This window comes from Streptomyces sp. NPDC045026, assembly GCF_056432625.1.
Map to the genome: position 1 here is coordinate 117,273 of NZ_JBWKIS010000016.1, position 23,989 is coordinate 141,261.

Below are 23,989 nucleotides of genomic sequence, written 5' to 3' on the forward strand. Positions count from 1 at the left end.
TGGCGGACAAGGAGAGTCCGCGAGTTGCCGTCTCCCTGGCGGCCTGGACGGTGTTCGTCGGGCACGCGGGCCGCTGAGCGCGCCCCTTGGGGCGAGTGGGGACTTGCGGACCACGCGGTGGAACTTGCCTAACTTGGCTCACACCGTCGCCTCGGACCACTCGGTGAACCGGAGGAGCGCGGTCCGCGTACATCCCGACATGGCCGTGAAAATGATCGCGGCCAAGACCTCACGGTCCCCGCGCCGACGCCGACCACCGCCCTGCGGGCGTTCCGGCGCCGACGGCATCACCACTCACTACAGGAGGCAAAAGTGATGAGTGCCCGAGGCGAATCGATCTCAAATGAGGACCCCAACAACAACGTCGTCCGCCGGCGCCTCCTCGCCGGCGCCGGCATCACCGGAGTGGCCGCCGTCGCCGGCCGACTCGCCGCGCCCGAGGCATCCGCGGCAGCCCCCGGCAGAACCGATCTCGTCTACTACTGGGAATCCCAGCAGAGGTCCCTCGGATACTCCCAGGGGGTCCGCGTGGACAACACCGTCTGGCTGTCGGGCACCGCGGCCCTCGACAAGGACTTCAACTGCGTTTCTCCCGGCGATCTGCCCGCCCAGATGGCCTTCGTCTACGCGCGCATCAAGGAGAGCCTGGCCAGGTACTCCCTTGATTTCCGCCATGTTGTGCGCGAAAGCATGTATGTAACTGACATGGAAGCCCTGGTCGGCGCATTGCCGTACCGGAAGAGGATGTATGCCGACGGGCCCTTCCCGACCTCCACGACGGTCCAGGTCAACCAACTGATCATTCCCGGACTCATGATTGAGATCGAGGTGGTCGCCTCCCGAGTGCCGGCATAGGTCGGGCGGGCGTTCTCGGGCCTCCTGCCCGCCTGCCTGCCCTTCACACGTGATCGGATACGCTGCGGCGCGACGTATGACGTGTACACCTCTGGTGTGCGGCCCCCTGAAGAGGTGAAATGTCCGTGAAGCAGCGCCCGGTACTCGCCGGCCTGACCTTGATGCTCGTGGCTGTTCTGAGTGCGTGCGGTGGCGGTGCGGACAAGGGGGACGGTCACGCCGGAGGTAAGGGCGGTGGGAAGGGCGGTAGTTATTCTCAGCCGCACTCCGACCAGGTGCGTGGTCTCTACGACGCCGTCCGGCACCTCCCGCGCAAGACCGCCAAGGGCACCCGCGCACACATGGTCAAGGAGTGCGATCCGGCGACCCGGAAGGTCAAGCACACCTCGCGCAGCGGCAGCGGCAAGCGCAAGAGGACCCGCACCTGGTACACCACCGATCACTACAAGCAGTGCCACAAGGTCCGCAAGGGCAGTGAGACGTACACCCGCGTCGTGCGGACCGAGCGGTGGTGTGTGCGGCTCGACGACGTGAACGGCAAGGCCGCCAAGGACGACCGCTGGTTCCGCGTCAGCCCCGCCACGTACAGCGAGGTCCACGGCAAGGACGAGCACGCGCGCGTGAAGTTCGAGCCGCGGGGGCGTGGTTGCTGACGCGGGTCGGCTCATCGGACTACCAGGTGCCGGCTCATCGGACTACCAGGTGACGGGGAGCGACCTCACCCCGTAGACGATGTTCTCCGTGGTGTAGGTGAGGGCTGATTCCGGCACCGCCAGGCGTAGGTTCGGCAGGCGGCGTAGCAGCGTCGTCAGGATGATCTGGAGTTCCACCCTGGCCAGTGTCTGGCCCAGGCACTGGTGGGCGCCGAAGCCGAACGCCAGGTGGCGGCGCGCGTCGGGGCGGGTCGGGTCCAGCCGGGCCGCGGTGTGGCCGAAGGCCTCCTCGTCGCGGTTGGCCGACGAGAGCATGCAGATCACGCCGTCACCCGCCGCGATCGTGACCCCGCCCACCTCCACCTCCTCCTGCGCGGCGCGCGCCAGGCCGAGGTGGATGATCGTCTGGTGGCGCAGCAACTCCTCCACGGCTGCGGGCACCAGGCCAGGGTCGTCTCGGAGTCGTCCCGCCAACGTGGGGTTCCTGAGCAGGGCCAGGACACACAGTGCCGACATGTTCGCCGTGGACTCGTGGCCCGTGACCAGGAGCATGAAGCCGAGCGAGGCGACCTGTTCGGGGGTGAGGTCGTCGCGGGCGGCCAGCCGGCTCAGGATGTCGTCGCCGGGTTCGCGCGCCTTTTGCTCGGCCAGCCCGGCGAGGTAGCCCGTCAAGCCGCGGTGCGCCCCCGTGACCTCGGCCTCGGTCGCGGTGTTGTCCAGCAGCGTGCGGCTGAGGCGCTGGAACACGTCGTGGTCCTCGTACGGGACGCCCAGCATCAGGCAGATCACGAGGGAGGGGACGGGGAGGGCGAAGTCCGTTATGAGGTCTCTTACGGAGCCCCTTACGAAGTCCCTTACGGGATCCGATGATTGACCCTTGGTATGCGTCGCTTCGAAGGCGTCGATCGCTTCGTCCACGATCCGCTGGATGTCTGGGCGCAGCTCCTCCACCCGTCTCACCAGGAAGTCCTTGGTGACCATGCGGCGCAGCCTCGCGTGTTCCGGGTCGTCCAGGCGGATGAAACTCGGGCGCTCCGTGGCCAGTTGGCGCTGGGCGGCGGAGAGGAACGGGAAGCCGGGCGTACGGGCGTCAGCGCTGAAGCGGGCGTCCGCCAGGACGGAGCGCACCTCCCGGTAGCCCGTGATCAGCCAGCACGGTGAGCCGTCGGGCAGGACGGCTCGCGTGACCGGGCCTTTGCGCGCCGCCTCCGCGTAGGCGGGCGGCGGGGTGAACGGGCATGCCCCGTAGGGGGCGGGCAGGCGAAGCGGCGCGAGCTGGTGCGCGAGCCGGTTCGTGAGCTGCTGCGTGAGCGCGACGGTCATGCGGGGAGGCGCCCTTTCGGGGAGGTGGGGGAGGGAGAGGAGGGGGCGGGGGCGGGGGCCGTTGTGTCGGGGGGAGTGCCCAGCGTGTTCAGCGTCGTGCAGACCATCGCACACTGGCCGATCACCAGGAGCAGCTCGACCAGCTGCTCCGCGCGGAGTCGTTCCGCGAGCTCCTGCCACAGGGGCTCGGGGAGGTTTGCGTGGTCGGCGAGAAGGTCGGCCGTACGCAGGACCGCCAGGTCGGCCGGGTGCCAGTAGTGGGGGGCGAGGGTGGGGGTGAGGGCGAGGTCGGGGGAGGCTGTCGCGGCTACTTCCGCGGTGGTCAGTCCGGCCAGCCGGGCGTGCTCCTCGTGACGCGCGCGTACGAAGTCGCAGCCCAGCCGGTACGACGTACGCAGAATGGCCAGCTCGCGGTCCCGAGGCGTCAACGTGCCCTGATGGGTGAGGACTTGGGCGAGGCGCAGCCACGCCTCGGCCAGCGGTGGATGGTGGGCGAGAGTGCCGAAGAGGTTGACGCGCCCCGGTCCGTCCTGGCTCGACGCGCCGAGCAGGTCGCGCAGGACGGGCGGCCACTCCTCGGCCGGCAGCGGAGGGATGCGCGGGGTCACCATGTGCGCACCGTCTCGGTCGGGAGCGGCGTTCTGCTCGGGGTCACCACTCGCACACCACCACCCCCGCACTCGCCCCGCTCGCGAAGCCGAACAGTCCTACCAGGTCCCCTCGTTGGAGTCGTCCGCTGTCCAGTGCGGTGGCCAGTTGCAGGGGGATCGTGTTGGTGGCCACGTTGCCGTGCGCGGGGAACGTGGCGAGAACGCGGTCCGGGCCGACGCCCACCCATTCGCACGCCACCTTCGTGAACGCGACCGACGGCTGGTGCACGCACACGAGGTCCAGTTCGTCGACCTTTACTCCTAGGTCGTAGACCGCTCCCCTCACCTTCTCGGGCATCCCGGCGAACGACTCCACCAACTGCTCCGAATCGACGCGTAGTTGACCAAGCGTGCGGTCATGGGTGTAGGGGTTGGTCAGCGTGGCCGCCCGCCAGCCCCACGAGTTGGCGAAGAAGCGGGAGCCGATGACGCCGGGGCGCTCGGACGCCTCGAGCAGCAGGGCCGATCCCATGTCGCCTGTACTGAGGCTGGGCAACGCGGTCAGCACGTCACCGGGGTCGTCGACCGACCAGCGGCTCTCGCGCGTGGACACCTCGCCGGTGGTGACGAGGATCCGGCGGTAGCGGCCCGACCTGATGAGGGCGTCGGCCACCTCGATGGCGTTGAGGACGCCGTTGCACGCGTTCTTCAGGTCGAACACCGGGCAGCCCAGGCCGAGTTTGTCGGCGACCACGTGTGCGGTGGCGGGCTCCTCCATGTCGGCGAGGATCCCGGTGAAGATCAGCAGGTCGATGTCCCACGGATCGGTGATGTCGGACGCCCCGAACAGGCGGCGTGCCGCGTGGGCCGCGAGGTCGGAGGGCTGTTCGTGGGCGGGGGCGACGGTCCGCTCCGACAGCCCGTACATGTGCGCCAGGACGCCCGGCGACAAGGAGACGTGGGGGTTGTGCGAGCGGAAGCGTTCCTCCGCCTCGGCGACGGACTGCCGGCCGGGCGGCACATGGACCGCCGCGTGAAGGATGCTGCTGTACACAGTCAACAGGGGGTGTTTCTCTCTCAGGGGCGCTACGGGGGGAACCAGGGATAGGGGAGGCGGGTTCACGTAGTCGACGTCAGCGTCAGCACCACGTTGTGCCCGCCGAAGCCGAACGAATGCGTGACCGCGGCCCGTACGCGTTGAGGGCGTGGCGCGCCGGTCACGCAGTCGAGCGGAAAGCCCAGGGTCCCGGGCGTGAGGTTCGCGACCGGTGGGACCGTGCCGTGATGGATCGTCAGGACGGTGAGCGCGGCCTCGATCGCCCCCGCCGCGCCCAGGCTGTGGCCCAGTACGCCCTTGGGAGCGGTGACACTCGGGGCGTGCGGCAGGACACGGGCGATGAGCTCGGCCTCCGCGCGGTCGTTGAGGGGGGTGGAGGTGCCGTGGGCGTTGACATGGTCGATGTCGCCCGGGGCGAGCCCCGCGTCGGCGACGGCGGTGCGTAGCGCGCTCTCGGCGACCGTGCCCCCGGGTGCGGGCGCGGTCGGGTGGTGGGCGTCGGTGGACTGGCCCGCCCCGGCGAGATGCGCGTACGTGCGGTGACCGCGGGCCCGTGCGTCCCCCGACCGTTCCAGTACGAGGACCGCCGCTCCCTCGGCGATCACGAAACCGTCGCGGTCGACGGCGAACGGCCTTGAGGCCGCCGCGGGTTCGTCCGCGCGGGCGGACAGGGCGCCCATCCGCTGGAACCCGGTGGTGACGACCGGCGTGACAGCGGCTTCCGTACCGCCCGCGACCGCGATGTCGCAGGCTCCGGACAGCAGCAGATCGCGGGCGACGACGAGGGCGCTCGCGCCCGAGGCGCAGGCGCTCTCCGTGGCGAGCGACGGGCCGCATGCGCCCAGGTCGAGCGCCACCTCGCCCGCCGCCATGTTGGAGATGAGCATGGGGATGAGGGTGGGCGCGACCTGTTCGGGCCCACCCTTGAGGAACCGCTCCGACTGCTCCTCGAGATGCGCGGCGCCGGCGAGGCCCGAACCGATGACGACGGCGACCCGGGCGCCACCCCAGTCCCCGCCGGGGGTGAACCCCGCATCGGCGACGGCCTCCCTGGCGGCGAGCACCGCGAGGCGGGTGAACTGGCCCATCCGCCAGGACTTGCCTCCGCCGATCCGCGCCTGCTCGGGGGTCATGAGGGGGATGCGGCAGGAGAAGTCGACCGGGAGTTCCTTGAGTTCGGGGTCCTGGGCGGCGGTGGACCGGCCGCGCAGCACTCCCGCCCACGTCGCCTCGCGGCCGACGCCGGCCGGGGTGATGAGGCCCAGGCCGGTGACGGAGATCGTACGGTCGGGGGTCGTCGTCACCGGACCCCTGCCGTGATCAGCCGGGAGGCGAGGGTGGCGGTCAGCTCGGCCACGGTCGTGCGCTTGGTGGCCTCCGACTCGTCGACCCGCACGCCGAGTTGGTCCTGGAGGGCCAGGGCGAGCTCCGCGAGGGCGAGGGAGTCGAGGTCGAGGCTCGCGAGGGTGGTAAGGGGGCGGATGCTGTCGGGGCTGACCTCGAATTTGTGCGTGAGGACGGAGGCGACGGCGGCGCGGGCCCGGGATGCGGAAGCCATCCGGGCGGAGGGGGAGGCGGGGGCGGTCGGGGACGACGAGGACATGAGCGGTCCTTTCAGGTCGTGCGTGTGTGCGTGCGTGTGTGTGAGGGGGGTGCGGGGTGCCGGCATACGGGGAGCGTTACGAGGCTTGTGGCGGCGTATGCGACGAGGCTTGAGGTGGCGTACGCAGCGAGGCTTGTGGCGGCGTACGCACCGGCGGTACCGCCGGCAGTTCAGGCCACAGGAGCGTGGCCGAGGCCCAGGTGAGCCCCGCTCCGAACGAGGTCAGCAGGACGCGCTGGCCGGGGGTGAGCAGGCCGCGGGAGGCGGCGTCGGCGAGCGCCAGGGGGATGGAGGCGGCGCCTGTGTTGCCGACGTGCTCGATGTTGGACACCTGTCTCTGCGCGGGCAGTTGGAGGCGCTCGGCGACCTCCTTGAGGATCCGGGCGTTGGCCTGGTGGGCCACGAACCGGTCCACGTCGTCGGTGGTCCACGCGGTGCGGTCGAGCACGGCGCGGGACGACTCGGTCATGCGGGTCACCGCGTGCCGGAACACCTCGCGCCCCCGCATGCGGAAGTGGCGGTCGGCCGGGGTGTGGGCGGCCGGGTCCGAGCGTTCGGCGGCGCCGCCGCCGGGGATCCGGATCAGTTCGTGGCCGGAGCCGTCGCTGCCGAGGTCGAAGGCGAGCACGCTGCCCGGCTCGCCGTGGGTGCCACGGCGCAGGACCACCGCGCCCGCGCCGTCCGCGAAGACGATGCCCGCGCCGCGGTCGGCGGGGTCGACGAGGGTCGAGTAGACCTCCGCGGCGACGAGGAGGACGCGTTCGGCGGCGCCGGAGGCGATCACGCCCACGGCCGTGGCGAGTCCGTAGCCGAAGCCGCTGCACGCCGCCGAGATGTCCCAGGCGGCGGCCCGGTCGAGCCCGAGGCGGGTGGCGAGGAGCGGGGCCATGGCGGGCATGGGCACGTCGGGCGTGGAGGTCGCGACGAGCACGGTGTCGGGAACGGGGTCCCCGGCGACGGCCAGCGCGCGGACGGCGGCCTCCAGGGCGAGTTCGCCCGTACGGACGCCGGGGCCGGCCCAGTGCCGGGCGGTGATCCCGGTCCGCCGCCGCACCCACGTGTCGTCGACGTCCCACGCGGCGGGGAGTTCGTCGTTGGTGATCCGGCGCGGTGGCACCCAGCCCGCCAGCCCCTCCAGGACTGCGCCGGACCGGCCGGCGGGCCTGTGCGCGTCAGCCGAAGTCACCCGATCCTCGCTCTACGTCTCGATCCTGCAAGCCGACCCCTGTACGAAGCCGCTGTTCGTGAGGCATGCCGCTCCAGGACGCAGCGTGCCGCGCCCCGTACGAGCATGTTGATTCCTGTACGAACCGGGAGAACTGTAAGCACAGAAAGGATCTTCATAAACAGAACATCTCTTTCGAACGAAATCCCAGAGGTGGCCGCACGGCTGTATCCGCGCAGCTCAGAAGCGGAAGTATCGATTCCGAATAGCGGTCGGTGGGCCGAACGAGTGTCACTCGTAAGGCGGTTCGGCGTGCGGCGGCCGTCACCACGAGCGAGGGGAAAACCCCAGGTCCCCGGCTCCGCGCCCATGGCATCCTGAGCCGATGAACGGACCGGAGATCGTCATCAGCGTCAGGCCCGAGTTGGAGCTGTTCGTTCCGCATGCGCGGCGCGGGGGCGCGGCCGTCCCGCTCGTCACCGACGGCGTCTCCACGCTGGGCCATGTGATCGAGTCGCTCGGCGTGCCGCTGACGGAGGTCGGGGCGCTGGTCGTGGACGGGCGTGAGGTGGGCGTCGGACACATTCCCGTGGCGGGGGAGCGGGTCGAGGTACGGGCCGTCGTGCGGCCGCAGCGCGTCGAGGGTGCTCCGCTGCGGTTCCTCCTGGACGTCCATCTCGGCACGCTGGCGCGGCGGTTGAGGCTGCTCGGGGTCGACTCCGCGTACGAGTCCACGGACATCGGCGACCCCGCGCTCGCGGCCCGCTCCGCCGCCGAGCGGCGCGTCATGCTCAGCCGGGACCGGGGGCTGCTGCGGCGGCGTGAGCTGTGGGCCGGCGCGTACGTCTACAGCGACCGGCCCGACGAGCAACTACGCGACGTGCTGGGCCGGTTCACGCCCGAGCTGCGCCCCTGGACCCGGTGCACCGCCTGCAACGGGCTGCTGAAGGAAGCCCGTAAGGAAGACGTCGCCGACCTGCTCGAAGGCGGGACGCGCGGCACCTACGACGTGTTCGCCCAGTGCCAGGAGTGCGAGCGCGTGTACTGGCGGGGCGCTCATCACGACCGGTTGGAGGGGATCGTGGGGCGGGCGGTCGACGAGTTCGGGGGCTGAGGGGCCTCCTCGTCCTCGGGTGTCAGGGGCGGTTCGATGCGCCAGGCGATGCGCTGCCTGTCCTGGACCACCCTTCGGTACGCGTACAGCACCACGGAGATCAGCAGGATGCCGACCGCGAGGAACGACTCCGTGGCTCCGCCGTAGCCGGCGAGGGACGGGTGTGTGACGCCCACCGAGACGATCACGACGTTGAAGGCCAGCAGCACCCAGGCCACCGGGATCCAGGCGCGGGCGCGGCGGATCGGGCGGGGCCAGTCGGGGCGGTCCTTGCGCAGGAGCAGGAAGCCGGCGACGGCGAGCGTCATGGCCACCAGATAGCCGAAGTTGCTGGCGATGAGGATGCTCAGGGGCTCGCCGAGCAGGACCACGATCGCGGCGTTGACGAGCGCGTCCAGCGTGAGGGCGCGGCCGGGCACGCCCCAGCGGTTCACCTTGTCGAGCTGCCGTACGGTCATGCCCTCGCGCGCCAGACCGTAGAGCGCCCGGCCCCCGTCCGCCGTGCACGACACCATGCCGAAGAACATCGAGACGATCAGGATGAGGACGCCCACGTCGGAGAAGCCGCCGAGCGCCCGGGTGAACGCGGTGGCGAACGCGCCGACCGGATCCGAGCGCAGCGTCTCCTCGCCGACGCTGCCGACCGTCGCGAGCGGCACGACGAAGAAGACACCGAGCGAGATGAGGGACGTCAGCCGCAGCGCCTTCGCCGTGTCGCGCGCCGTGTCGCGGTACTCGGGGGCGAACGACGCGCAGATCTCCGTGCCGTACGTCGTCCAGGCCGTGACGTAGAACCACACGATCAGCGTCATCCAGCTGCCGCCGTGGTACCAGGTCAGACGTGACGCGTCCCAGCTGCCCGGGCGCAGGAACGGGGCGATGACGACCACCGCGAGGCCGCACATCACCAGGGCCGCGACGGCCTTGGAGACGCTCGCGGCCAGCCGCGCGCCGAAGTAGTTGCAGGCCCAGCCGCCGGCTATCGCCAGGACCGCGAGCGCTTCCGGGAGGCCGATGCGGTGGCCGGGGAACGGGATCGACGGGGCGTGCGGGAACCACTGGGAGGTGATGAGGTGGCCGATCGCCGCGCCGTTCACCGCGATGCTGAACGACCAGCCGATCCAGTAGCCGTACGACGCGACGGCGCCCAGCGGGGCGAAGTAGCGCTTCCAGCCCTCGGTGGCGTATCTGCTGATGCCGCCGGACATGCCGGGGAACATCGCGGCGGTCTCGGCGAACAGCATGTTCTGCGCGAACGCGACGAGCGCCCCGACGCACCAGATGGTGATCGCCGTCCAGCCGCCGATCGCGCCCACGGTGTAACCCACCGTCAGGAGCAGTCCGTTGGGGATCACCATGGCGATGGCGAGGCCGTCGCGCCAGGTCAGGGACTTGTGCAGCTGTTGGCTCAAGGGGGCCACCTGTCTCGGTCTGGGGACTGACGGGAGAAGGTCCGGTGCGGCGGAAAGTGGTGCCGCCGTGCTGTGTCGGCGGTCACAATAATTCGTTATTGTTGGCTGGCATAGGGGTCCGGCAGGGCCCAATTCCAGGAAGAGGAGCGAGGCATGGGGGAGCGCGAGAGCGGCGACGCGGGCGAGGTGCAGCGCGAGCGGATTCTTCGGGCGGCCGCCCTGGTCATGGCCGAGCGCGGCTTCGACGCGGCGCGCATGAGGGACGTGGCGCGCGGCGCGGGTGTGTCCATCGGGCTGCTCCAGCACTACTTCGACACGCGCGACCTGCTGTTCCGTGAGGCCTTCGAGTGGTCGATCGGCGAACTCATCGCCCGCTGGCGCACGGGCGCGTCCGCCGAGCCCGACCCGTGGCGCCGCTTCGAGCTCCTCGTGCGCGAGCTGGCCGACGACCCCGACCTCCAGCGGCGGAGCGCGACCTGGACGGAGTTCTGCGCGAGCGCCGCCCGCAGGCCCGAGCTGCGGGACGGGGTGCGCCGCGCCCACGAGGACTGGCGCGAGCTCGTCCACGGCATCGTCGAATCGGGCGTCGAGGCGGGGAAGTTCGCGCCCGCCGTGCCCACCGACGTCGCCGTGCGGTCCGTGCTCGCCGCCGTCGACGGCTGCGACATGGCCGTCGCGTCGGGCAGCGGCATGGGGGCGGAGGGCTACGCCGCCGTCATCCTCGCCACCGCCCGGTCGGTCCTCGGCGTACGCGACTGAGCAGTTCTTCTCTCCCTCAACCCAGTTGATCCGCACCGCAGTTCACAGGAGGCACCGCGTCATGACGTCGACCGCATTCCCGCACCTGTTCAGCCCGCTCGTCATCGGCGGCGTGACCCTGAAGAACCGCGTGCTGTCCTCCGGCCACGACACGGTCCTCGTCGAAGGCGGGCAGGTCACCGACGATCTCGTCGCCTACCACGAGGCGCGCGCCGAAGGTGGCGTCGGCCTCATCGTCGTACAGGTGGCGGGAGTTCACGAGACCGCGCGCTATACGACACACGTGCTGATGGCCACGGACGACTCGTGCGTCGAGGGGTACCGGCGGCTCGCCGAGGCCGCGCACCGGCACGGCGCCAAGGTCTTCGGGCAGCTCTTCCATCCCGGACGCGAGATCCTCGAATCCCGCGACGGCTCCGCGCCTGTCGCCTGGTCGGCGTCCGCGACGCCGAGCGAGCGCTTCCACGTGATGCCCCGCGCCATGACCGGGACCGAGATACGCGAGGTCGTCGACGGGTACGGAGAGGCCGCCCGCCGGTTGCGTGCCGCCGGGCTCGACGGGGTGGAGGTGGTCGCCAGCCACGGGTATCTCCCCGCCCAGTTCCTCAACCCGCAGGTCAACGTGCGCACCGACGGGTACGGGGGCGACGCGGACGGCAGGCTGAGGTTCCTGCGCGAGGCCCTCGCGTCCGTACGGGCGCACACCGGACCCGACTTCGTCGCCGGAGTACGCATCTCCGGCGACGAGTTGAGCCACGACGGCCTCACCGCCGAACTCGCCGTCGAGGCGGCCGGACGGCTCGATCGCGAGGGACTCGTCGACTATGTGAGCGTCTGCGCCGGGTCGTCGGCGACGGTCTCCGGCGCCGTGCACATCGCGCCGCCGATGACCCAGCCCGCCGGATACACCGCACCGCTCGCGGCCCGCGTGCGGGCGGCGGTGGACGTGCCGGTCATGGTCGCCGGACGCGTCAACCAGCCCCAGGAGGCCGAGCAGATCATCAAGGAGGGCCAGGCCGACGCCTGCGCCATGACCCGCGCACTCATCTGCGACCCGGACATGCCGGGCAAGGCGAGCGACGGCCGCACGGAGGAGATCCGGGCCTGCATCGGCTGCAACCAGGCCTGCATCGGCCACTTCCAGCGCGGCTACCCGATCTCCTGCATCCAGCACCCCGAGACCGGCAGGGAGCGCCGGTTCACGAGACTTCCGCTGCCCACCAGGCGCCGGAAGGTCCTCATCGCGGGTGGCGGACCGGCCGGGCTCAAGGCCGCCGCCGTGGCCGCAGCCCGTGGGCACGACGTCACTGTGCACGAGGCGGGACGGCGCGTGGGCGGACAGGTGCTGCTGGCCCAACTCCTGCCGGGCAGAGCCGAGTTCGGCGGTGCGATCACCAACCTGGAGGGCGAGGCGCGGCGGGCCGGGGCACGGATCGTCACCGGATCCCGGGTCGACGCCGAACTGCTCGACCGTGAGGAGGCGGACGCGCTCATCGTCGCGACCGGAGCGGTGCCGCGCAGGCCCGCACTCGAACTCCTCGACGACCCCGTCGTCCTGGACGCCTGGGATGTCATTCGCGGCACCGCCGAGGTCCCCAAGGGCCGGATCGTCGTCGCGGACTGGCGCGGCGACTGGATCGGGATCGGTGTGGCCGTCCAACTCGCGGGCCAGGGACGGGAAGTGACGCTGTGTACGACAGGCTTCGGCGCGGGCGAGCACCTTCAGCAGTATGTGCGCGCGTCGATGCTCGCCGAGGCCGCGCGGGCCGGGGTCGAGACCGTGCCGACGGTGCGTCCCTACGGAGCCGACGCCGACACGGCGTACTTCCAGCACACCCTCACCGAGGAACCGGTGATCATCGAAGGGGTCGCGGCCGTCGTCCTCGCCCAGGGGCACGATCCCGTGGGTGAGCTGGCCTCGCTGGCGAGCGGACGGGTGGGGGAGGTCCTGATGGCGGGGGACTGCGTGTCACCGCGGACTGTTGAGGAGGCCGTGCTGGAGGGGCTGACGGTGGCGTCGTCGCTCTGAGGCAAGCCATGAGCGGCGGCCGGCCGCTGTACGCGCCTCAGCGCGGATGGCGGCGCAGCCGCACCCGGTACGAGTAGTGCTCCGGCAGGAAGTGGCTCACGGCCAGCTCGACCGGGCGGCCCGACGCCGACAGGTAGAGGCGGTCGATGCGGAGCAGGGGATGCTGCGGCTGGCAGTCCAGATGCGCGGCCACCTCGGCGGAGGCGAGGGTGACCGTGACGGACTGCTCCGCCTCCGCGATCGGCTCGGGCAGGCGGCCGTCGAGGAGGCCGATGACGGTGACGCGGCTGTCCGCGCCCGCCTCCGTCAGCTCGGGGCGGTCCGCGACGAGGGCGCCGACATCCGGCGGGAGGTGCACCGTCGTCAGGCAGAACGGGGTGTCCTCGTGCAGCCGCAGGAACGAGAGGTGGTCCACGCGGTCGGAGCCGACGCGCAGCCTGCCCGCCGCGTCGACGTCGACGCGGCGGCGCAGCGGCGACACCAGGCGCATCGTCGTGTCGAGGGACAGCGCCATGAGGTCCTCGACCGAGCCGAACTGCCGCAGGTACTGCTCCTCGCGGGGCGCCGCGAACGTGCCGCGCCCCGGGACCCGGTGCACCAGACCCTCCGTGACCAGGTCCTGGAAGGCGCGCCGCACGGTCTGCCGGCTGAGCCCGTGCGAGGCGGCGAGCTCCGCCTCCGTGGGCAGCCGCACCCCCTCGGGGTAGTCGTGCCGCAGGATCGCCTCGCGCAGCTCGCGCGCGAGGCGTACGTAGGCGCTGTCACGCCCGGGGGCCGCCATCTGTGTCCCCCTCGTCCGCTCTGTGCGTGTCGTACGCGTCATGTCTGCCGTTCACCGCCCTGCCTGTGCCGTCAGTCTAATGGCCGTACAAGACGGTGCGCTGGTCAGACGTCCAGGCCGCCGCGGGAGACCAGCTGGCGCACGATGACGTTGCGCTGGATCTCGTTGGTGCCTTCGCCGACGATCATCAGGGGCGCGTCGCGGAAGTAGCGCTCTACGTCGAACTCGGTGGAGTAGCCGTAGCCGCCGTGGATGCGGACCGCGTTCAGGGCGATCTGCATGGCGGTCTCCGAGGCGAAGAGCTTGGCCATGCCCGCCTCCATGTCGATGCGGCGGCCTGCGTCCGCCTCCCGTGCGGCGTGCAGGGTGAGCTGGCGCGCCGCGGTGAGCGAAGTCGCCATGTCCGCCAGGTAGTTGCCGATCGACTGGTGCTTGTAGATGGGTTCGCCGAACGTCTCGCGCTCCTGTGCGTAGCGCAGCGCGTCCTCGAACGCGGCCCTGCCGACACCGAGCGCGCGCGAGGCGACCTGGAGGCGGCCCGTCTCCAGGCCCTTCATCATCTGCCCGAAGCCCTTGCCCTCGACGCCGCCGAGCAGCGCGCGGGCCGGGACCCGGTAGTCGTCGAAGGTCAGCTCGCAGCTCTCGACGCCCTTGTAGCCGAGCTTCGGCAGGTCGCGCGAGACGGTGAGCCCGGGGCCGTGTTCGGCGAGCAGGATGGAGATGCCGCGGTGCTGGGGTTCGGCCGCCGGATCCGTCTTGCACAGCAGCGCGATCAGCTGCGAGCGGCGGGAGTTGGTGATCCAGGTCTTGCCGCCGTTGACGACGTACGCGTCCCCGTCGCGCCGCGCGACCGTGCGCATCGCCTGGAGGTCGGAGCCGCCGCTGGGCTCGGTGAGCGCCATCGTCGCGCGGACCTCGCCGGTCGCCATCTTCGGCAGATAGCGGTTCTTCTGCTCGTCGGTGCCGAAGTGCAGCAGCAGCTTGGACACGACGGTGTGGCCGCCCATGGCGCCCGCGAGGCTCATCCAGCCGCGCGCGAGCTCCTCCGTGATCAGTACGTAGCAGGGCGTGGAGACGGGCGTTCCGCCGTACTCCTCGGGGATCGCGAGGCCGAAGATGCCGAGGTCCTTCATCTGCTCGATGAGTGCCTCAGGATAGGTGTTCGCGTGCTCCAACTCCCGTACGACCGGCTTGACTTCCCGGTCCACGAAGTTCCGCACGGTCTCGACGATCATCTGTTCGTCGGAGGAGAGGGTGTCGAGGGTGCTCACTTCGCGGACGCTCCTTGCTCGCGGTCGTGCGTGGTGTCGATGACGCCCTGGGCGCGCAACCGCTCGATGTCGGCGGCGCTGCGGCCCAGCGCGCTGAGGATCTGTTCGGTGTGCTCTCCCGCGGCGGGGACGGGGTCCATCCGTGGGGTGACGCCGGAGAGGTCCGCCGGCGGGAGCAGGGCTTGTACGGGTTCCTGCGCGCCCGGCACCGCGATGTCGCGCCAGCGGTCGCGCTCGGCGAGGGCCGGGTGGGCGAGGAACTCGGCGATGGAGTTCACGCCCGCGTTGGCGATGCCGGCCTTGTCGAGGAGTGCCATGGCGTCCTCGCTGCCGAGCTCGGCGAAGCGCGCGGAGACGGCCGCGTTGACCTCGTCGCGGTGGGCGACGCGGTCGGCTCCGGTGGCCATGCGGGGGTCGTCGGTGAGTTCGGGGCGGCCGAGGACGGTGGAGCACAGGGCCTGCCACTCGCGCTCGTTCTGGATGGAGAGCAGCACCTCCTTCCCGTCGGAGGCGATGAACGGGCCGTAGGGCGCGATCGTGGCGTGCTGGGCGCCGATGCGCGGCGGCTGGGTGCCGCCGTAGCGCGTGTAGTAGGCGGGCTGGCTCATCCACTCGGCGAGCGCTTCGAACAGGGAGACCTCGACGGCGGGCGCGCGCCCGGTCGTGGCCCGCGTGTACAGGGCGGAGAGGACGCCGCTGTACGCGTACATGCCCGCCGCGATGTCGGCGACCGAGATGCCCACGCGGGCGGGCTCGTCGGGTGAGCCCGTGATGGAGAGCAGTCCCGTCTGGCACTGCACGAGCAGGTCGTACGCCTTGCGCTGCGACCAGGAGCCACTGGTGCCGTACCCGCTGATCGTGCAGGGGATGAGACGCGGGTGGCGGGCCTGGAGCGCGGCCGGGCCGAGGTCCATGCGGTCGGCGGCGCCCGGCGCGAGATTCTGGACGAACACGTCGGCGTCCGCCAGGAGTTCCTCCAGGATGTCCCGGCCGGCCGGCGACTTGAGGTCGAGGGTGAGGGACTCCTTGGAGCGGTTGAGCCACACGAAGTAGCTGGCCTGGCCGTGCACGGTGGTGTCGTAGCGGCGGGCGAAGTCGCCACCGCCGGGACGCTCGACCTTGATGACGCGGGCGCCCAGATCGGCGAGCTGGCGAGTGGCGAAGGGCGCGGCGACGGCCTGTTCCAGGCTGACGACCGTGATGCCTTCGAGGGGGAGCGGACCGGTCATGCGGGTGCCTTCCCGGGGAGTTCGGCGAGGAGCAGCGCGCGGGCCGACTCCCAGGTCGTGTCCTTGAGGAGAGCCGGTACGTCACTGCCGCACGCGGCGAACTTCTCCGTCAACTCGGCTTCTGTTGGCGGGCATTGGGGAGAGCCCGGGGGATGGGCGAGGGCGGAGCGGAGGACCCGGCCGTCGGTGAGCGTCACCGCGAGGCCGACCTCGCCGTCGAGGAGCCCGGCACCGCCCTCCGTACGCTCCGTCTCGACCGTGGCCATCAGGCGCCGCGCCTCGGTCCTGCCCACGGCGTCGTCCGTGAAGGCGCCGAAGCCGGGGAAGTCGTCGAGCAGGGCCGTCGCCACCGCGTACGGGAGGCTGAACTTGCCTTCGAGCCCGGTGTACGGGTCGTCGTGGATGAGGGGGTGAATCGTGGCCCCGGGGGTGGTGACGCGGACGGCCGTGACGTCGTCGGGGCCGTACTCGGCGCGCAGGGCGCGCAGCGCCGCGATCGGGCGCTGCATCGCGTAGCAGCAGGGGAACATCTTGATGGCGAGGCCGCCGGGGACGGCGGGGCCGCCGGTCTGCGGCACCCTTCCTTCCGCCCCTACCAGCTTCAGCCACGCGTCGACCGCCCGCGGGTCGGCCGTCGCGCCGGCCCGCGCGAGTCGCGCGGCCCGCACCCCCGCCTCCGCCGCGAAGCCGACCTGGAGCGACTTGCCGTGCGTGCCGAACGCGGCCTGGACCCCGCCCGCACCGGGCACTGCGAGCGCCATGGCCGTCGCCAGCTGCCGGGGCGTGAGGCCCCAGGCGACGCCCGCCGCGACGGCCGCGGCGGGGGCGCCCGCCGTGCAGGTGGCGTGCCAGCCCGCCGCGTAGTGCGACCAGCCGAGGAGCGTGCCGAGCCGGGCCATCACGCCCGCCCCGGCCAGATAGGCGCGCGCGTCACCCCGCGCCGCGAGGACCGCGGGGACGATCACCACGCTGATGTGGGTAGTGGACTCGATGTGCAGGTCGTCGAAGTCCAGCACGTGCCCGACCGCGGCCCAGCGTGCCGCGTCCGGCAGCTCGGCGGCCGGCGCGCATACCGGGTGGTCGCGCGCGGCGAGCGTGACCGCGACCGTGTCCAGGAGGGAGCGCCGGGCGAGCGCCAGATCCTCGGCGTCGGGTTCGTATCCGTACGCCCACTCGGCGAGCGATTCCGCGATGGCCGGCATGGCTTCCCTTCGTACGTCCTGCACTGCGTGGTTATTTTGTACGGCCAAATGATGGGGCCGTCAATGCCGCCACTGCACGGCAACTCAAAGCTTTCACGTGCAACTTCACCCCAAGGGGGTTGACGCGATGGCTGGTGAGGCGGACGCTGGGTGGCGTTTTGTACGGCACAATGCGCCATTGAGGCGGCCACATCGGCTCAACGCATCGGAGACTGAGGACCATGCCCCAACTGGACGCATCCCAGGGCGATTTCGGGCTCGCGCGGTACCTGGACGGCTGGGCCCCGGCGCCCGTGACGCAGGACGATCCCGTCGCCGCCGCGCCCGTCGCCGCGCTGAGCCAGGTGCTCGACCAGGAGGCGACCGTGGCCGGCGAGGGGGAGCCGCTGCCGCCGTTGTGGCACTGGCTGCACTTCCTCGAATGGCCCGCGCAGCGGGACCTGGGTGCCGACGGGCACCCCGCGCACGGCCACTTCCTGCCGCCCCTCCCGGACCGCAGACGCATGTTCGCCGGCGGCCGCGCGGAGTTCACCGCGCCGCTGCGGGTGGGCGTGCCTGCCCGGCGTACGAGTTCCCTCGCCAAGGTCGAGATCAAGCGCGGCCGCACCGGCGAGATGGCCTTTGCGACCGTCCGCCATGAGATCGCACAGGAAGGGGAGGTGAGGGTCACCGAGGAGCAGGACCTCGTCTACCGCGTGGGCCAGGGCGAGCGGCGGAGCGGGCGCTTCGGACTCGACCTCGGCGAGGCCGAACTCTCCGATGCCGACTGGCAGTTGATCGTGTGTCCCTCGCCGCCCCTGCTGTTCCGGTACAGCGCACTGACCGCCAACGCGCACCGCATTCACTACGACGAGCCGTACGCGCGCGACGTCGAGGGCTACCCGGGGCTCGTCGTCCACGGACCGCTCCTCGTCCAGCTCATGCTGGAACTCGCCCGCCGCGAGGCCCCCGGGCGGGAGATCCACACGCTCTCCTACCGGCTCCGCAAGCCAGTGTTCGTGGGCGAGCGGGTGTGTGCGCTCGGTGACCTGGCGGACGACGGAGGGTCGGCCGGGCTGCGGATCGCCACGCGTCGGGACGAGCGGCATGCGACGGCAGAGGTGACGTTCGCATGATTTCTGAATGCACCGGAGTCGAACGGGCGAGTGCTGTCCCCGCGCGTTTCGAACTCACCGACCCCGAGCGCCTGAGTCGCGACCGCGCCCGTATCGCCGCCGCCCGCACCCTGCTCTTCGTACCGGGGCACCGCCCCGACCGGTTCGAGAAGGCGGCCGGTGCAGGGGCCGACGCCGTGATCATCGACCTGGAGGACGCCGTCGCGCCGGACGCCAAGGACGCGGGCCGCCGGCACGCCGCCGACTGGCTCGCGCGGGGCAGGGACGCAGTGGTGCGGATCAACGCGCCCGGCACGTCCTGGTGGGACGCCGACCTGGACCTCGTCACCGCGTTCGGCTGTCCGGTGATGCTGCCCAAGGCCGAGGACCCCGAGGTGATCGCACGGATCGCGGAAGTCTGTGCCGTGATCCCGCTCGTCGAGACGGCGGCCGGGACCGAGCGCGCCCTCGACGTGTGCTGCGCGCCCGGCGTCGTCCGCGCGGCCTTCGGCAGCGTCGACCTCGCCACCGAGCTGGGCGTGCGCCACGACGACACCCTGGCGCTGGCGTATGCGCGGTCCCGGCTGGTCATGGCGTGTGCCGCCGCCGGTGTCGCGCCCCCGCTGGACGGCGTCACCACGGCGCTCGACGACGACGCCCTCGCGCAGGACCTGCAGCACGCCAGACGGCTCGGCTTCGGAGGCAAACTGTGCATCCACCCGAAGCAACTCCCGGCGGTGACCGCGGGTTTCGCACCGACGGACGAGGAACTGGCCTGGGCCAGGAAGGTGCTCGCCGCGGGCGACGCGGTGTCGGCCGTCGACGGCGTGATGGTCGACAGGCCGGTGCAGGAGCGGGCGCGACGGCTGCTCGGGGCGGGGCCTGCGGGCGGGATGACGCCCGCGTCCTGACGGGCAGTCAAGAATCACGTACCGAGCCGGACGCACCCGACACACCCCGACACACCCCGACACGAAGGAGACACAGCCATGGACTCCGATGTCTTCGAGGACATCCTGCGCACCGTGAAGGACTTCGTCCGCGGTGAAGTCGTGCCGCTGGAGGAGGAGATCGAGCAGAGCGACGCCATACCCGAGCGGCTGCGGCGCGGCGCCGCCGACATGGGTCTGTTCGGCTGGGCGCTGCCCGAAGAGTACGGCGGGCTCGGCCTCGACATGCGCCAGGACGTGCGCCTCGCCATCGAACTCGGCTGGACCACACCGGCGTTCCGCTCCATGCTCGGCACCAACAACGGCATCGCCGGCAAGGCCCTGGTGAACTTCGGCACGCCCGAACAGCAGAAGCGCTGGCTGCCCGCGCTCGCCACCGGCTCCGCGGTCGCCTCGTTCGCCCTCACCGAGGACGGCGCGGGCTCGGACCCCAGCGGCGTACGCACCCGCGCCGTCCGCGAGGGAGACAGCTGGGTCCTGTCCGGCGCCAAGCGGTTCATCACCAACGCCGACCACGCCGACCTGTTCGTCGTCTTCGCACGGACCGACCCGGACGCCGATGCCCACCGAGGGATCTCCGCCTTCCTCGTGGAGAGCACGGCGCCGGGCGTACGGGTCGGGCCACCTGACCGCAAGATGGGCCAGCGCGGCGCCCACACCGCACCGGTCTACTTCGACGAAGCGCGGGTCCCCGCCGACGCCGTACTCGGCGGCGAACCCGGCACCGGATTCCGCGCCGCGATGGCCTCCCTCACGCGCGGCCGCCTGCACATCGCGGCCCTGTGCGTCGGCCTCGCGGCCCGCGCACTCGACGAGGCCGTGCGCTACGCGGCCACCGCCGAGCAGGGCGGCGAGTCCATCGGCCGCTTCCAGCTCGTCCAGGAACTCCTCGCCGAGTCGCACGCCGAACTCCTCGCGGGCCGCTCCCTGGTGCTTGCCGCCGCCGAGGCGTTCGACGCAGGCACGGACACCCGCATGGGGCCCTCCAGCGCCAAGCTGTTCTGCAGCGAGATGGTGTGCCGGGTCGTCGACCGCGCCGTCCAAGTGCACGGCGGCAGTGGCTACATGAGCGACTCGACCGTCGAGCGCCTCTACCGTGACGCGCGCCTCTTCCGCATCTACGAGGGCACCAGCGAGATCCAGAAACTCATCATCGGCAAGGGGCTGCTGCGGGAGGCCAGGGTATGAGCGTGCGACCGTCCCGCACGGACCTCGTCGACATCCTGCTCCACCCCCGCTCGATCGCTGTACTCGGCGCCTCCGACAACCCCCGAAAGCTGTCCGGGCGCCCCGTCGACTACCTCAAGCGCTTCGGATACGCGGGCCGCATCCTGCCCGTGAACTCCCGCCGTGCCACCGTCCAGGGCCTGCCCGCCCACCCCACCCTCGACGCGATCGACGGCGACATCGACCTCGCGATGGTCATGCTCGACGCCGCCCACGCCGCCGACGGCATCCGGGCGTGCGGCCGCCGCGGCATCAAGGCGGCGATCGTCGCGGCCGCCGGTTACGCCGAGACCGGCGTACAAGGAGCCGAACTCCAGAGGGAGTTGAAGGCAGCCGCGGAGGAGGGCGGCGTCCGCGTCCTCGGGCCCAACTGCCTCGGCCTCATCAGCGTCCACGACCGGGCCGTGCCCACGTTCACGTCGGCGCTCGACGAGAACATCGAACTGCGGCCGGGACCCGTCGCGTTCGTCAGCCAGAGCGGCGCCTTCGGCTCGTTCATCTTCAGCGAGGCCCGCCAGTACGGCATCGGCCTCGCCCACTACGTCAACACCGGCAACGAGGTCGACATCTCGGTGTCCGAACTCCTCGGCGCCTTCGCCGCAACCGACGAGTCGAAGGTCCTCCTCGCCTACCTCGAAGGCGTCAGCGACGGCCCCGGGCTCCTCGACGCGGCCCGCGCCGCGCACGCGGCCGACAAACCCGTCATCGCCGTGAAGGTGGGCCGCTCCGCCGCCGGTGCCCGCGCCGCCCAGTCGCACACCGCGTCACTGGCCGGCGAGGACCGCGTCTTCGACGGCGCGGCACGGCAGTTCGGCCTCACCCGCGTGAGCGGCGTCGAACCCATGCTGGACGCCGCCCAGCTCTTCGCCACCGGCCGCCGCACCAGAGGCCGCCGCCTCACCACCCTCTCCCTGTCGGGTGGCGCGGGAGTCCTCATGGCCGACGAGGCGGCCACCCGCGGAATCACCGTCGACACGTGGGACGAGGAGTGGCAGCGGCGCATGGCCGACGTCATCCCGCCGTTCGGCTCGCCTCGCAACCCCGTCGACCTGACCGCGGCGCTCGTCAGCGACCCCGGCATGCTGCGCCGCGCCCTCGACGTCGCGCTCGCACACCCCGGCACCGACATGATCGGCGTCCTGCTCGGCAACGCCGACGGCGACATCGACGAACTGACCGACGCCATCGCCAAGGCGCACGGCACCACCGACCAGCCGCTCGTCGTCGTCTGGACCGGCGGCAACGGCCGGGCGCGGCAGCGGCTGCGGGAACTGGGCGTCCCCTGCTACAGCGACCCGGGCCGTGCCGCGGCGGCCCTCGGACACCTCGCCGACTTCAGCCTCCGCCCGCCACTGCCGACCGGCGAACGTCCGACGGGCACGGACCCGGGAGCCGCCCGCGCCGTCATCGAGGAGGCCCGCGCCCAGGGCCGCACCCGGCTCGACGAGCACGAGTCGGCACTGCTCATCGCCGCCTACGGACTCGATTCCGCGCCGGCCCGCACGGCACGCGACCCCGAGGAAGCGATACGCGCGGCGGCGGACCTCGGAGGGCCCCTCGCCGTCAAGCTGCTCTCGGCCGACGTCTCCCACAAGAGCGACATGGGCGGCGTGCGGCTGGGCCTCACCGCGCCGGACGACGTGCGGGGGGCGGCCCGGGACATCCTCGACGCCGCGGGCCGCGCGGGCGTCGGCGACGCGCGGCTCCTCGTGCAGCGCATGGCGGGCGGCGACCGCACCGAGCTGATCCTCGGCATCCAGCGCGACGCCGCGTTCGGGCCCGTCGTGGTCGCCGGGTTCGGCGGTGTCCTCGTCGACGTACTCGACGACAGCCAGGTCGCCGTGGCCCCCGTCGACCACACGGGGGCGGTGCGCATGCTGCGCTCGCTGCGCGCGGCGCGGGTCCTCGACGGGGCGCGCGGCGCGCCCGCGCGCGACGTCGACGCCGTGGCGGACGCGCTCGTCCGCCTGTCCTGGCTCGCCACCGACCTCGCCGACGACCTCCTCGAACTCGACGTGAACCCGCTGCTGTGCGGCGCGGCCGGCGACGGCGCCGTCGCCGTGGACTGCCTCGCCCTGCTGAGCGCCCCTTCGGAACAGGACGCACGATGAACCCACCCGCCCTCCGTGGAGACGCCGTGACACCGGAACACCGGTCCCCGGCCCTCGCCCACCGCGCCGGCCTGAGCCGCGGCGAACTCCGCTTCCAGCGCTGCGAGCACTGCTCCGCAGCCTTCTTCCCGCCCCGCACCCTCTGCCCCGACTGCGGTACGCAGAAGCTGAGCTGGGAACGCAGCACCGGTGACGGCACCGTGTACGCGACCACCGTCGTGCGCGGCCGCGACGGCGCGCACAACGTCGTCCTCGTCGACCTCGACGACGGCTTCCGCATGATGTCGCGGGTCGAGGGCCCTGCGCCGGAGGACGTCGCGATCGGCGACCGCGTCCGGTTCCGTACGACAGCGGACGGCGACACCGCCGTCTTCGAACCGAAGGAGGACGCCCGATGACACAGTCGCTGCGCGGCAGGGCCGCCGTCGTCGGCGTGGCCGAGTCCGACCTCGGCGAGGTCGCCCCCGGTCTCACCCACCTCGACCTGGTCGGCCAGGCCACCGCCCGTGCCCTCGCCGACGCGGGCATCGCCAAGTCCGAGGTCGACGGCCTGTTCACCGCCTCGTCGTACCTGCCGATGGCCGCCATGGACACTGCCGAGTACCTCGGCATCCGCCCCCGTCACCTCGACGGCACCAACATCGGCGGCAGTTCCTTCGTCTCCCACCTGCTGCACGCGGCCGCGGCGATCGAGCAGGGCCTGTGCACCACTGCGGTGATCGTGTACGGCAGCACGCAGCGCTCCGACGGCGGCCGACTCGTCTCACCGACCAGGCCCGACCCGTACGAGGAGCCGTACGGCCCCCGCTACCCGCTGAGCATGTACGCGCTCGCCACCTCGCGGCACATGTACGAGTACGGCACCACACGGGAGCAGCTGGCCGATGTGGCGGTCGCGGCGCGCACGTGGGCGCAGCTCAACCCGGCCGCATTCGAACGCAAGCCCCTCACCCGCGAGGACGTCCTCGGCTCCCGCATGATCAGCGACCCGCTGACCGTGCGGGACTGCTGCCTCGTCACGGACGGCGGCGGTGCCCTCGTCGTCACGTCGGCCGAGCGGGCCCGCGACCTGGCCGCCGTGCCCGCCTATCTGCTCGGCGGGGGCGAGGCCACCTGGCACCGCAACATCTCGCGGATGCCCGACCTCACCGTCACCGCCGCAACCGAGTCCGGACGCCGGGCCTTCGACATGGCCGGGCTCACCCCGGGCGACGTGGACGTCGTCGAGCTGTACGACGCGTTCACCATCAACCCCGTCCTGTTTCTGGAGGACCTCGGGTTCTGCGCCAAGGGGGAGGGCGGTCCCTTCGTCGCGGACGGCGGCATCGCGCCCGGCGGCAGGCTGCCCGTCAACACCAACGGCGGCGGCCTCTCGTACGGCCATCCCGGCATGTACGGCATCTTCACCGTCATCGAGGCCGTACGCCAACTGCGCGGCGACTGCGACGAACGCCAGGTCGAGGGGGCCCGCGTCGCCCTCGCCCACGGCAACGGAGGCGTGCTCTCCAGCCAGGTCACCGCCCTGCTCGGCACGGCCGACACCCTCAACTGACCTGCCGGACAA

22 protein-coding genes and 1 pseudogene are annotated in these 23,989 nt (G+C 71.8%); 11 read left to right on the top strand and 12 right to left on the bottom strand.

The annotated features are described in order from the left end of the window. Nucleotides 1-141: 141 nt before the first annotated feature. Nucleotides 142-294, bottom strand: a pseudogene (locus AC07EJ_RS29270) (IS5/IS1182 family transposase); the annotation flags it as partial. 21 nt (nt 295-315) lie between these two features. Between AC07EJ_RS29270 and AC07EJ_RS29275 the strand changes: the two are divergent. Together AC07EJ_RS29275 and AC07EJ_RS29280 are read left to right on the top strand one after the other, a co-directional pair. After that, nucleotides 316-855, top strand: a complete 540-nt coding sequence (locus AC07EJ_RS29275) for a RidA family protein (protein ID WP_478885373.1) — start codon at nt 316-318, stop codon at nt 853-855. 119 nt (nt 856-974) lie between these two features. After that, nucleotides 975-1,508 (top strand): hypothetical protein, encoded by a 534-nt coding sequence (locus AC07EJ_RS29280; RefSeq protein ID WP_389484387.1) that lies wholly within the window; start codon nt 975-977, stop codon nt 1,506-1,508. Nucleotides 1,509-1,550: 42 nt separating this feature from the next. Here AC07EJ_RS29280 and AC07EJ_RS29285 read toward each other — a convergent pair whose 3' ends face one another. The 6 genes from AC07EJ_RS29285 to AC07EJ_RS29310 form a co-directional block, all read right to left on the bottom strand. Further along, nucleotides 1,551-2,831 carry a cytochrome P450 gene (locus AC07EJ_RS29285; protein WP_478885374.1) on the bottom strand — a complete coding sequence of 427 codons (1,281 nt, stop codon included), beginning with the start codon at nt 2,829-2,831 and terminating at the stop codon, nt 1,551-1,553. Further along, a complete protein-coding gene (locus AC07EJ_RS29290; protein WP_389484353.1) occupies nt 2,828-3,442 on the bottom strand; it encodes a carboxymuconolactone decarboxylase family protein in 615 nt (204 codons plus the stop codon). Before AC07EJ_RS29290 ends, AC07EJ_RS29285 begins: the two co-directional genes overlap by 4 nt. Nucleotides 3,443-3,482: 40 nt before the next feature. Beyond that, on the bottom strand, nt 3,483-4,475 hold the full coding sequence (locus tag AC07EJ_RS29295; protein WP_393583342.1) for a 3-oxoacyl-ACP synthase III family protein: 993 nt from the start codon (nt 4,473-4,475) through the stop codon (nt 3,483-3,485). Between the two features lie 65 nt (nt 4,476-4,540). Beyond that, nucleotides 4,541-5,782, bottom strand: coding sequence for a beta-ketoacyl-[acyl-carrier-protein] synthase family protein (locus AC07EJ_RS29300; protein ID WP_478885375.1), 1,242 nt, complete (start codon nt 5,780-5,782; stop codon nt 4,541-4,543). After that, on the bottom strand, nt 5,779-6,081 hold the full coding sequence (locus AC07EJ_RS29305; RefSeq protein ID WP_389484345.1) for a phosphopantetheine-binding protein: 303 nt from the start codon (nt 6,079-6,081) through the stop codon (nt 5,779-5,781). The genes AC07EJ_RS29300 and AC07EJ_RS29305 overlap by 4 nt, the downstream gene beginning before the upstream one ends. 76 nt (nt 6,082-6,157) lie before the next feature. After that, nucleotides 6,158-7,267, bottom strand: coding sequence for a beta-ketoacyl-ACP synthase III (locus AC07EJ_RS29310; RefSeq protein WP_478885376.1), 1,110 nt, complete (start codon nt 7,265-7,267; stop codon nt 6,158-6,160). A 364-nt stretch (nt 7,268-7,631) separates the two neighbouring features. Here AC07EJ_RS29310 and AC07EJ_RS29315 point away from each other — a divergent pair, with 364 nt between their 5' ends. After that, entirely contained in the window at nt 7,632-8,360 is a 729-nt protein-coding gene (locus tag AC07EJ_RS29315; RefSeq protein ID WP_389484340.1) for a Mut7-C RNAse domain-containing protein, read from the top strand. Here AC07EJ_RS29315 and AC07EJ_RS29320 read toward each other — a convergent pair. Next, complete coding sequence (locus AC07EJ_RS29320; protein WP_389484338.1) at nt 8,306-9,772, bottom strand: APC family permease; 1,467 nt, start codon at nt 9,770-9,772, stop codon at nt 8,306-8,308. The genes AC07EJ_RS29315 and AC07EJ_RS29320 overlap by 55 nt on opposite strands. A gap of 153 nt (nt 9,773-9,925) precedes the next feature. Between AC07EJ_RS29320 and AC07EJ_RS29325 the strand changes: the two genes are divergently transcribed. Next, nucleotides 9,926-10,531, top strand: a complete 606-nt coding sequence (locus tag AC07EJ_RS29325) for a TetR/AcrR family transcriptional regulator (protein WP_389484336.1) — start codon at nt 9,926-9,928, stop codon at nt 10,529-10,531. Between the two features lie 61 nt (nt 10,532-10,592). After that, entirely contained in the window at nt 10,593-12,560 is a 1,968-nt protein-coding gene (locus AC07EJ_RS29330) for an oxidoreductase (protein ID WP_478885377.1), read from the top strand. Between the two features lie 37 nt (nt 12,561-12,597). Here AC07EJ_RS29330 and AC07EJ_RS29335 read toward each other — a convergent pair whose 3' ends face one another. From AC07EJ_RS29335 to AC07EJ_RS29350, 4 genes are all read right to left on the bottom strand, one after another. Continuing rightward, nucleotides 12,598-13,341 carry a GntR family transcriptional regulator gene (locus tag AC07EJ_RS29335; protein ID WP_389484332.1) on the bottom strand — a complete coding sequence of 248 codons (744 nt, stop codon included), beginning with the start codon at nt 13,339-13,341 and terminating at the stop codon, nt 12,598-12,600. Between the two features lie 104 nt (nt 13,342-13,445). Beyond that, nucleotides 13,446-14,612 (bottom strand): acyl-CoA dehydrogenase family protein, encoded by a 1,167-nt coding sequence (locus tag AC07EJ_RS29340; RefSeq protein ID WP_389484330.1) that lies wholly within the window; start codon nt 14,610-14,612, stop codon nt 13,446-13,448. Beyond that, nucleotides 14,609-15,841: a CaiB/BaiF CoA transferase family protein gene (locus AC07EJ_RS29345; protein WP_389484329.1), complete on the bottom strand. Its 1,233-nt coding sequence runs from the start codon at nt 15,839-15,841 to the stop codon at nt 14,609-14,611. The genes AC07EJ_RS29340 and AC07EJ_RS29345 overlap by 4 nt, the downstream gene beginning before the upstream one ends. Further along, nucleotides 15,838-17,043: an MmgE/PrpD family protein gene (locus AC07EJ_RS29350; RefSeq protein ID WP_393583327.1), complete on the bottom strand. Its 1,206-nt coding sequence runs from the start codon at nt 17,041-17,043 to the stop codon at nt 15,838-15,840. Before AC07EJ_RS29350 ends, AC07EJ_RS29345 begins: the two co-directional genes overlap by 4 nt. A gap of 221 nt (nt 17,044-17,264) precedes the next feature. Between AC07EJ_RS29350 and AC07EJ_RS29355 the strand changes: the two genes are divergently transcribed. From AC07EJ_RS29355 to AC07EJ_RS29380, 6 genes are all read left to right on the top strand, one after another. Further along, entirely contained in the window at nt 17,265-18,158 is an 894-nt protein-coding gene (locus AC07EJ_RS29355; RefSeq protein ID WP_478885378.1) for an HTD2 family dehydratase, read from the top strand. Further along, nucleotides 18,155-19,048: an HpcH/HpaI aldolase/citrate lyase family protein gene (locus tag AC07EJ_RS29360; protein WP_389484322.1), complete on the top strand. Its 894-nt coding sequence runs from the start codon at nt 18,155-18,157 to the stop codon at nt 19,046-19,048. Before AC07EJ_RS29355 ends, AC07EJ_RS29360 begins: the two co-directional genes overlap by 4 nt. Before the next feature lie 78 nt (nt 19,049-19,126). Continuing rightward, nucleotides 19,127-20,275, top strand: coding sequence for an acyl-CoA dehydrogenase family protein (locus tag AC07EJ_RS29365; RefSeq protein ID WP_389484320.1), 1,149 nt, complete (start codon nt 19,127-19,129; stop codon nt 20,273-20,275). Next, nucleotides 20,272-22,425 (top strand): acetate--CoA ligase family protein, encoded by a 2,154-nt coding sequence (locus AC07EJ_RS29370; RefSeq protein WP_478885379.1) that lies wholly within the window; start codon nt 20,272-20,274, stop codon nt 22,423-22,425. The genes AC07EJ_RS29365 and AC07EJ_RS29370 overlap by 4 nt, the downstream gene beginning before the upstream one ends. Nucleotides 22,426-22,451: 26 nt before the next feature. Then, nucleotides 22,452-22,823 carry a Zn-ribbon domain-containing OB-fold protein gene (locus AC07EJ_RS29375; protein ID WP_389484315.1) on the top strand — a complete coding sequence of 124 codons (372 nt, stop codon included), beginning with the start codon at nt 22,452-22,454 and terminating at the stop codon, nt 22,821-22,823. Then, entirely contained in the window at nt 22,820-23,977 is a 1,158-nt protein-coding gene (locus AC07EJ_RS29380; protein WP_393583319.1) for a thiolase, read from the top strand. The genes AC07EJ_RS29375 and AC07EJ_RS29380 overlap by 4 nt, the downstream gene beginning before the upstream one ends. Nucleotides 23,978-23,989: the final 12 nt, after the last annotated feature.

Excerpts from the sequence above, each read along its gene's own strand:
- AC07EJ_RS29350 (WP_393583327.1), bottom strand. The coding sequence starts at position 17,043 with ATGCCGGCCATCGCGGAATCGCTCGCCGAGTGGGCGTACGGATACGAA.
- AC07EJ_RS29315 (WP_389484340.1), top strand. The coding sequence starts at position 7,632 with ATGAACGGACCGGAGATCGTCATCAGCGTCAGGCCCGAGTTGGAGCTG.
- AC07EJ_RS29360 (WP_389484322.1), top strand. The coding sequence starts at position 18,155 with ATGATTTCTGAATGCACCGGAGTCGAACGGGCGAGTGCTGTCCCCGCG.
- AC07EJ_RS29280 (WP_389484387.1), top strand. The coding sequence starts at position 975 with ATGTCCGTGAAGCAGCGCCCGGTACTCGCCGGCCTGACCTTGATGCTC.
- AC07EJ_RS29370 (WP_478885379.1), top strand. The coding sequence starts at position 20,272 with ATGAGCGTGCGACCGTCCCGCACGGACCTCGTCGACATCCTGCTCCAC.
- AC07EJ_RS29305 (WP_389484345.1), bottom strand. The coding sequence starts at position 6,081 with ATGTCCTCGTCGTCCCCGACCGCCCCCGCCTCCCCCTCCGCCCGGATG.
- AC07EJ_RS29335 (WP_389484332.1), bottom strand. The coding sequence starts at position 13,341 with ATGGCGGCCCCCGGGCGTGACAGCGCCTACGTACGCCTCGCGCGCGAG.
- AC07EJ_RS29355 (WP_478885378.1), top strand. The coding sequence starts at position 17,265 with ATGCCCCAACTGGACGCATCCCAGGGCGATTTCGGGCTCGCGCGGTAC.
- AC07EJ_RS29330 (WP_478885377.1), top strand. The coding sequence starts at position 10,593 with ATGACGTCGACCGCATTCCCGCACCTGTTCAGCCCGCTCGTCATCGGC.
- AC07EJ_RS29290 (WP_389484353.1), bottom strand. The coding sequence starts at position 3,442 with ATGGTGACCCCGCGCATCCCTCCGCTGCCGGCCGAGGAGTGGCCGCCC.
- AC07EJ_RS29365 (WP_389484320.1), top strand. The coding sequence starts at position 19,127 with ATGGACTCCGATGTCTTCGAGGACATCCTGCGCACCGTGAAGGACTTC.
- AC07EJ_RS29345 (WP_389484329.1), bottom strand. The coding sequence starts at position 15,841 with ATGACCGGTCCGCTCCCCCTCGAAGGCATCACGGTCGTCAGCCTGGAA.
- AC07EJ_RS29275 (WP_478885373.1), top strand. The coding sequence starts at position 316 with ATGAGTGCCCGAGGCGAATCGATCTCAAATGAGGACCCCAACAACAAC.
- AC07EJ_RS29285 (WP_478885374.1), bottom strand. The coding sequence starts at position 2,831 with ATGACCGTCGCGCTCACGCAGCAGCTCACGAACCGGCTCGCGCACCAG.
- AC07EJ_RS29325 (WP_389484336.1), top strand. The coding sequence starts at position 9,926 with ATGGGGGAGCGCGAGAGCGGCGACGCGGGCGAGGTGCAGCGCGAGCGG.
- AC07EJ_RS29380 (WP_393583319.1), top strand. The coding sequence starts at position 22,820 with ATGACACAGTCGCTGCGCGGCAGGGCCGCCGTCGTCGGCGTGGCCGAG.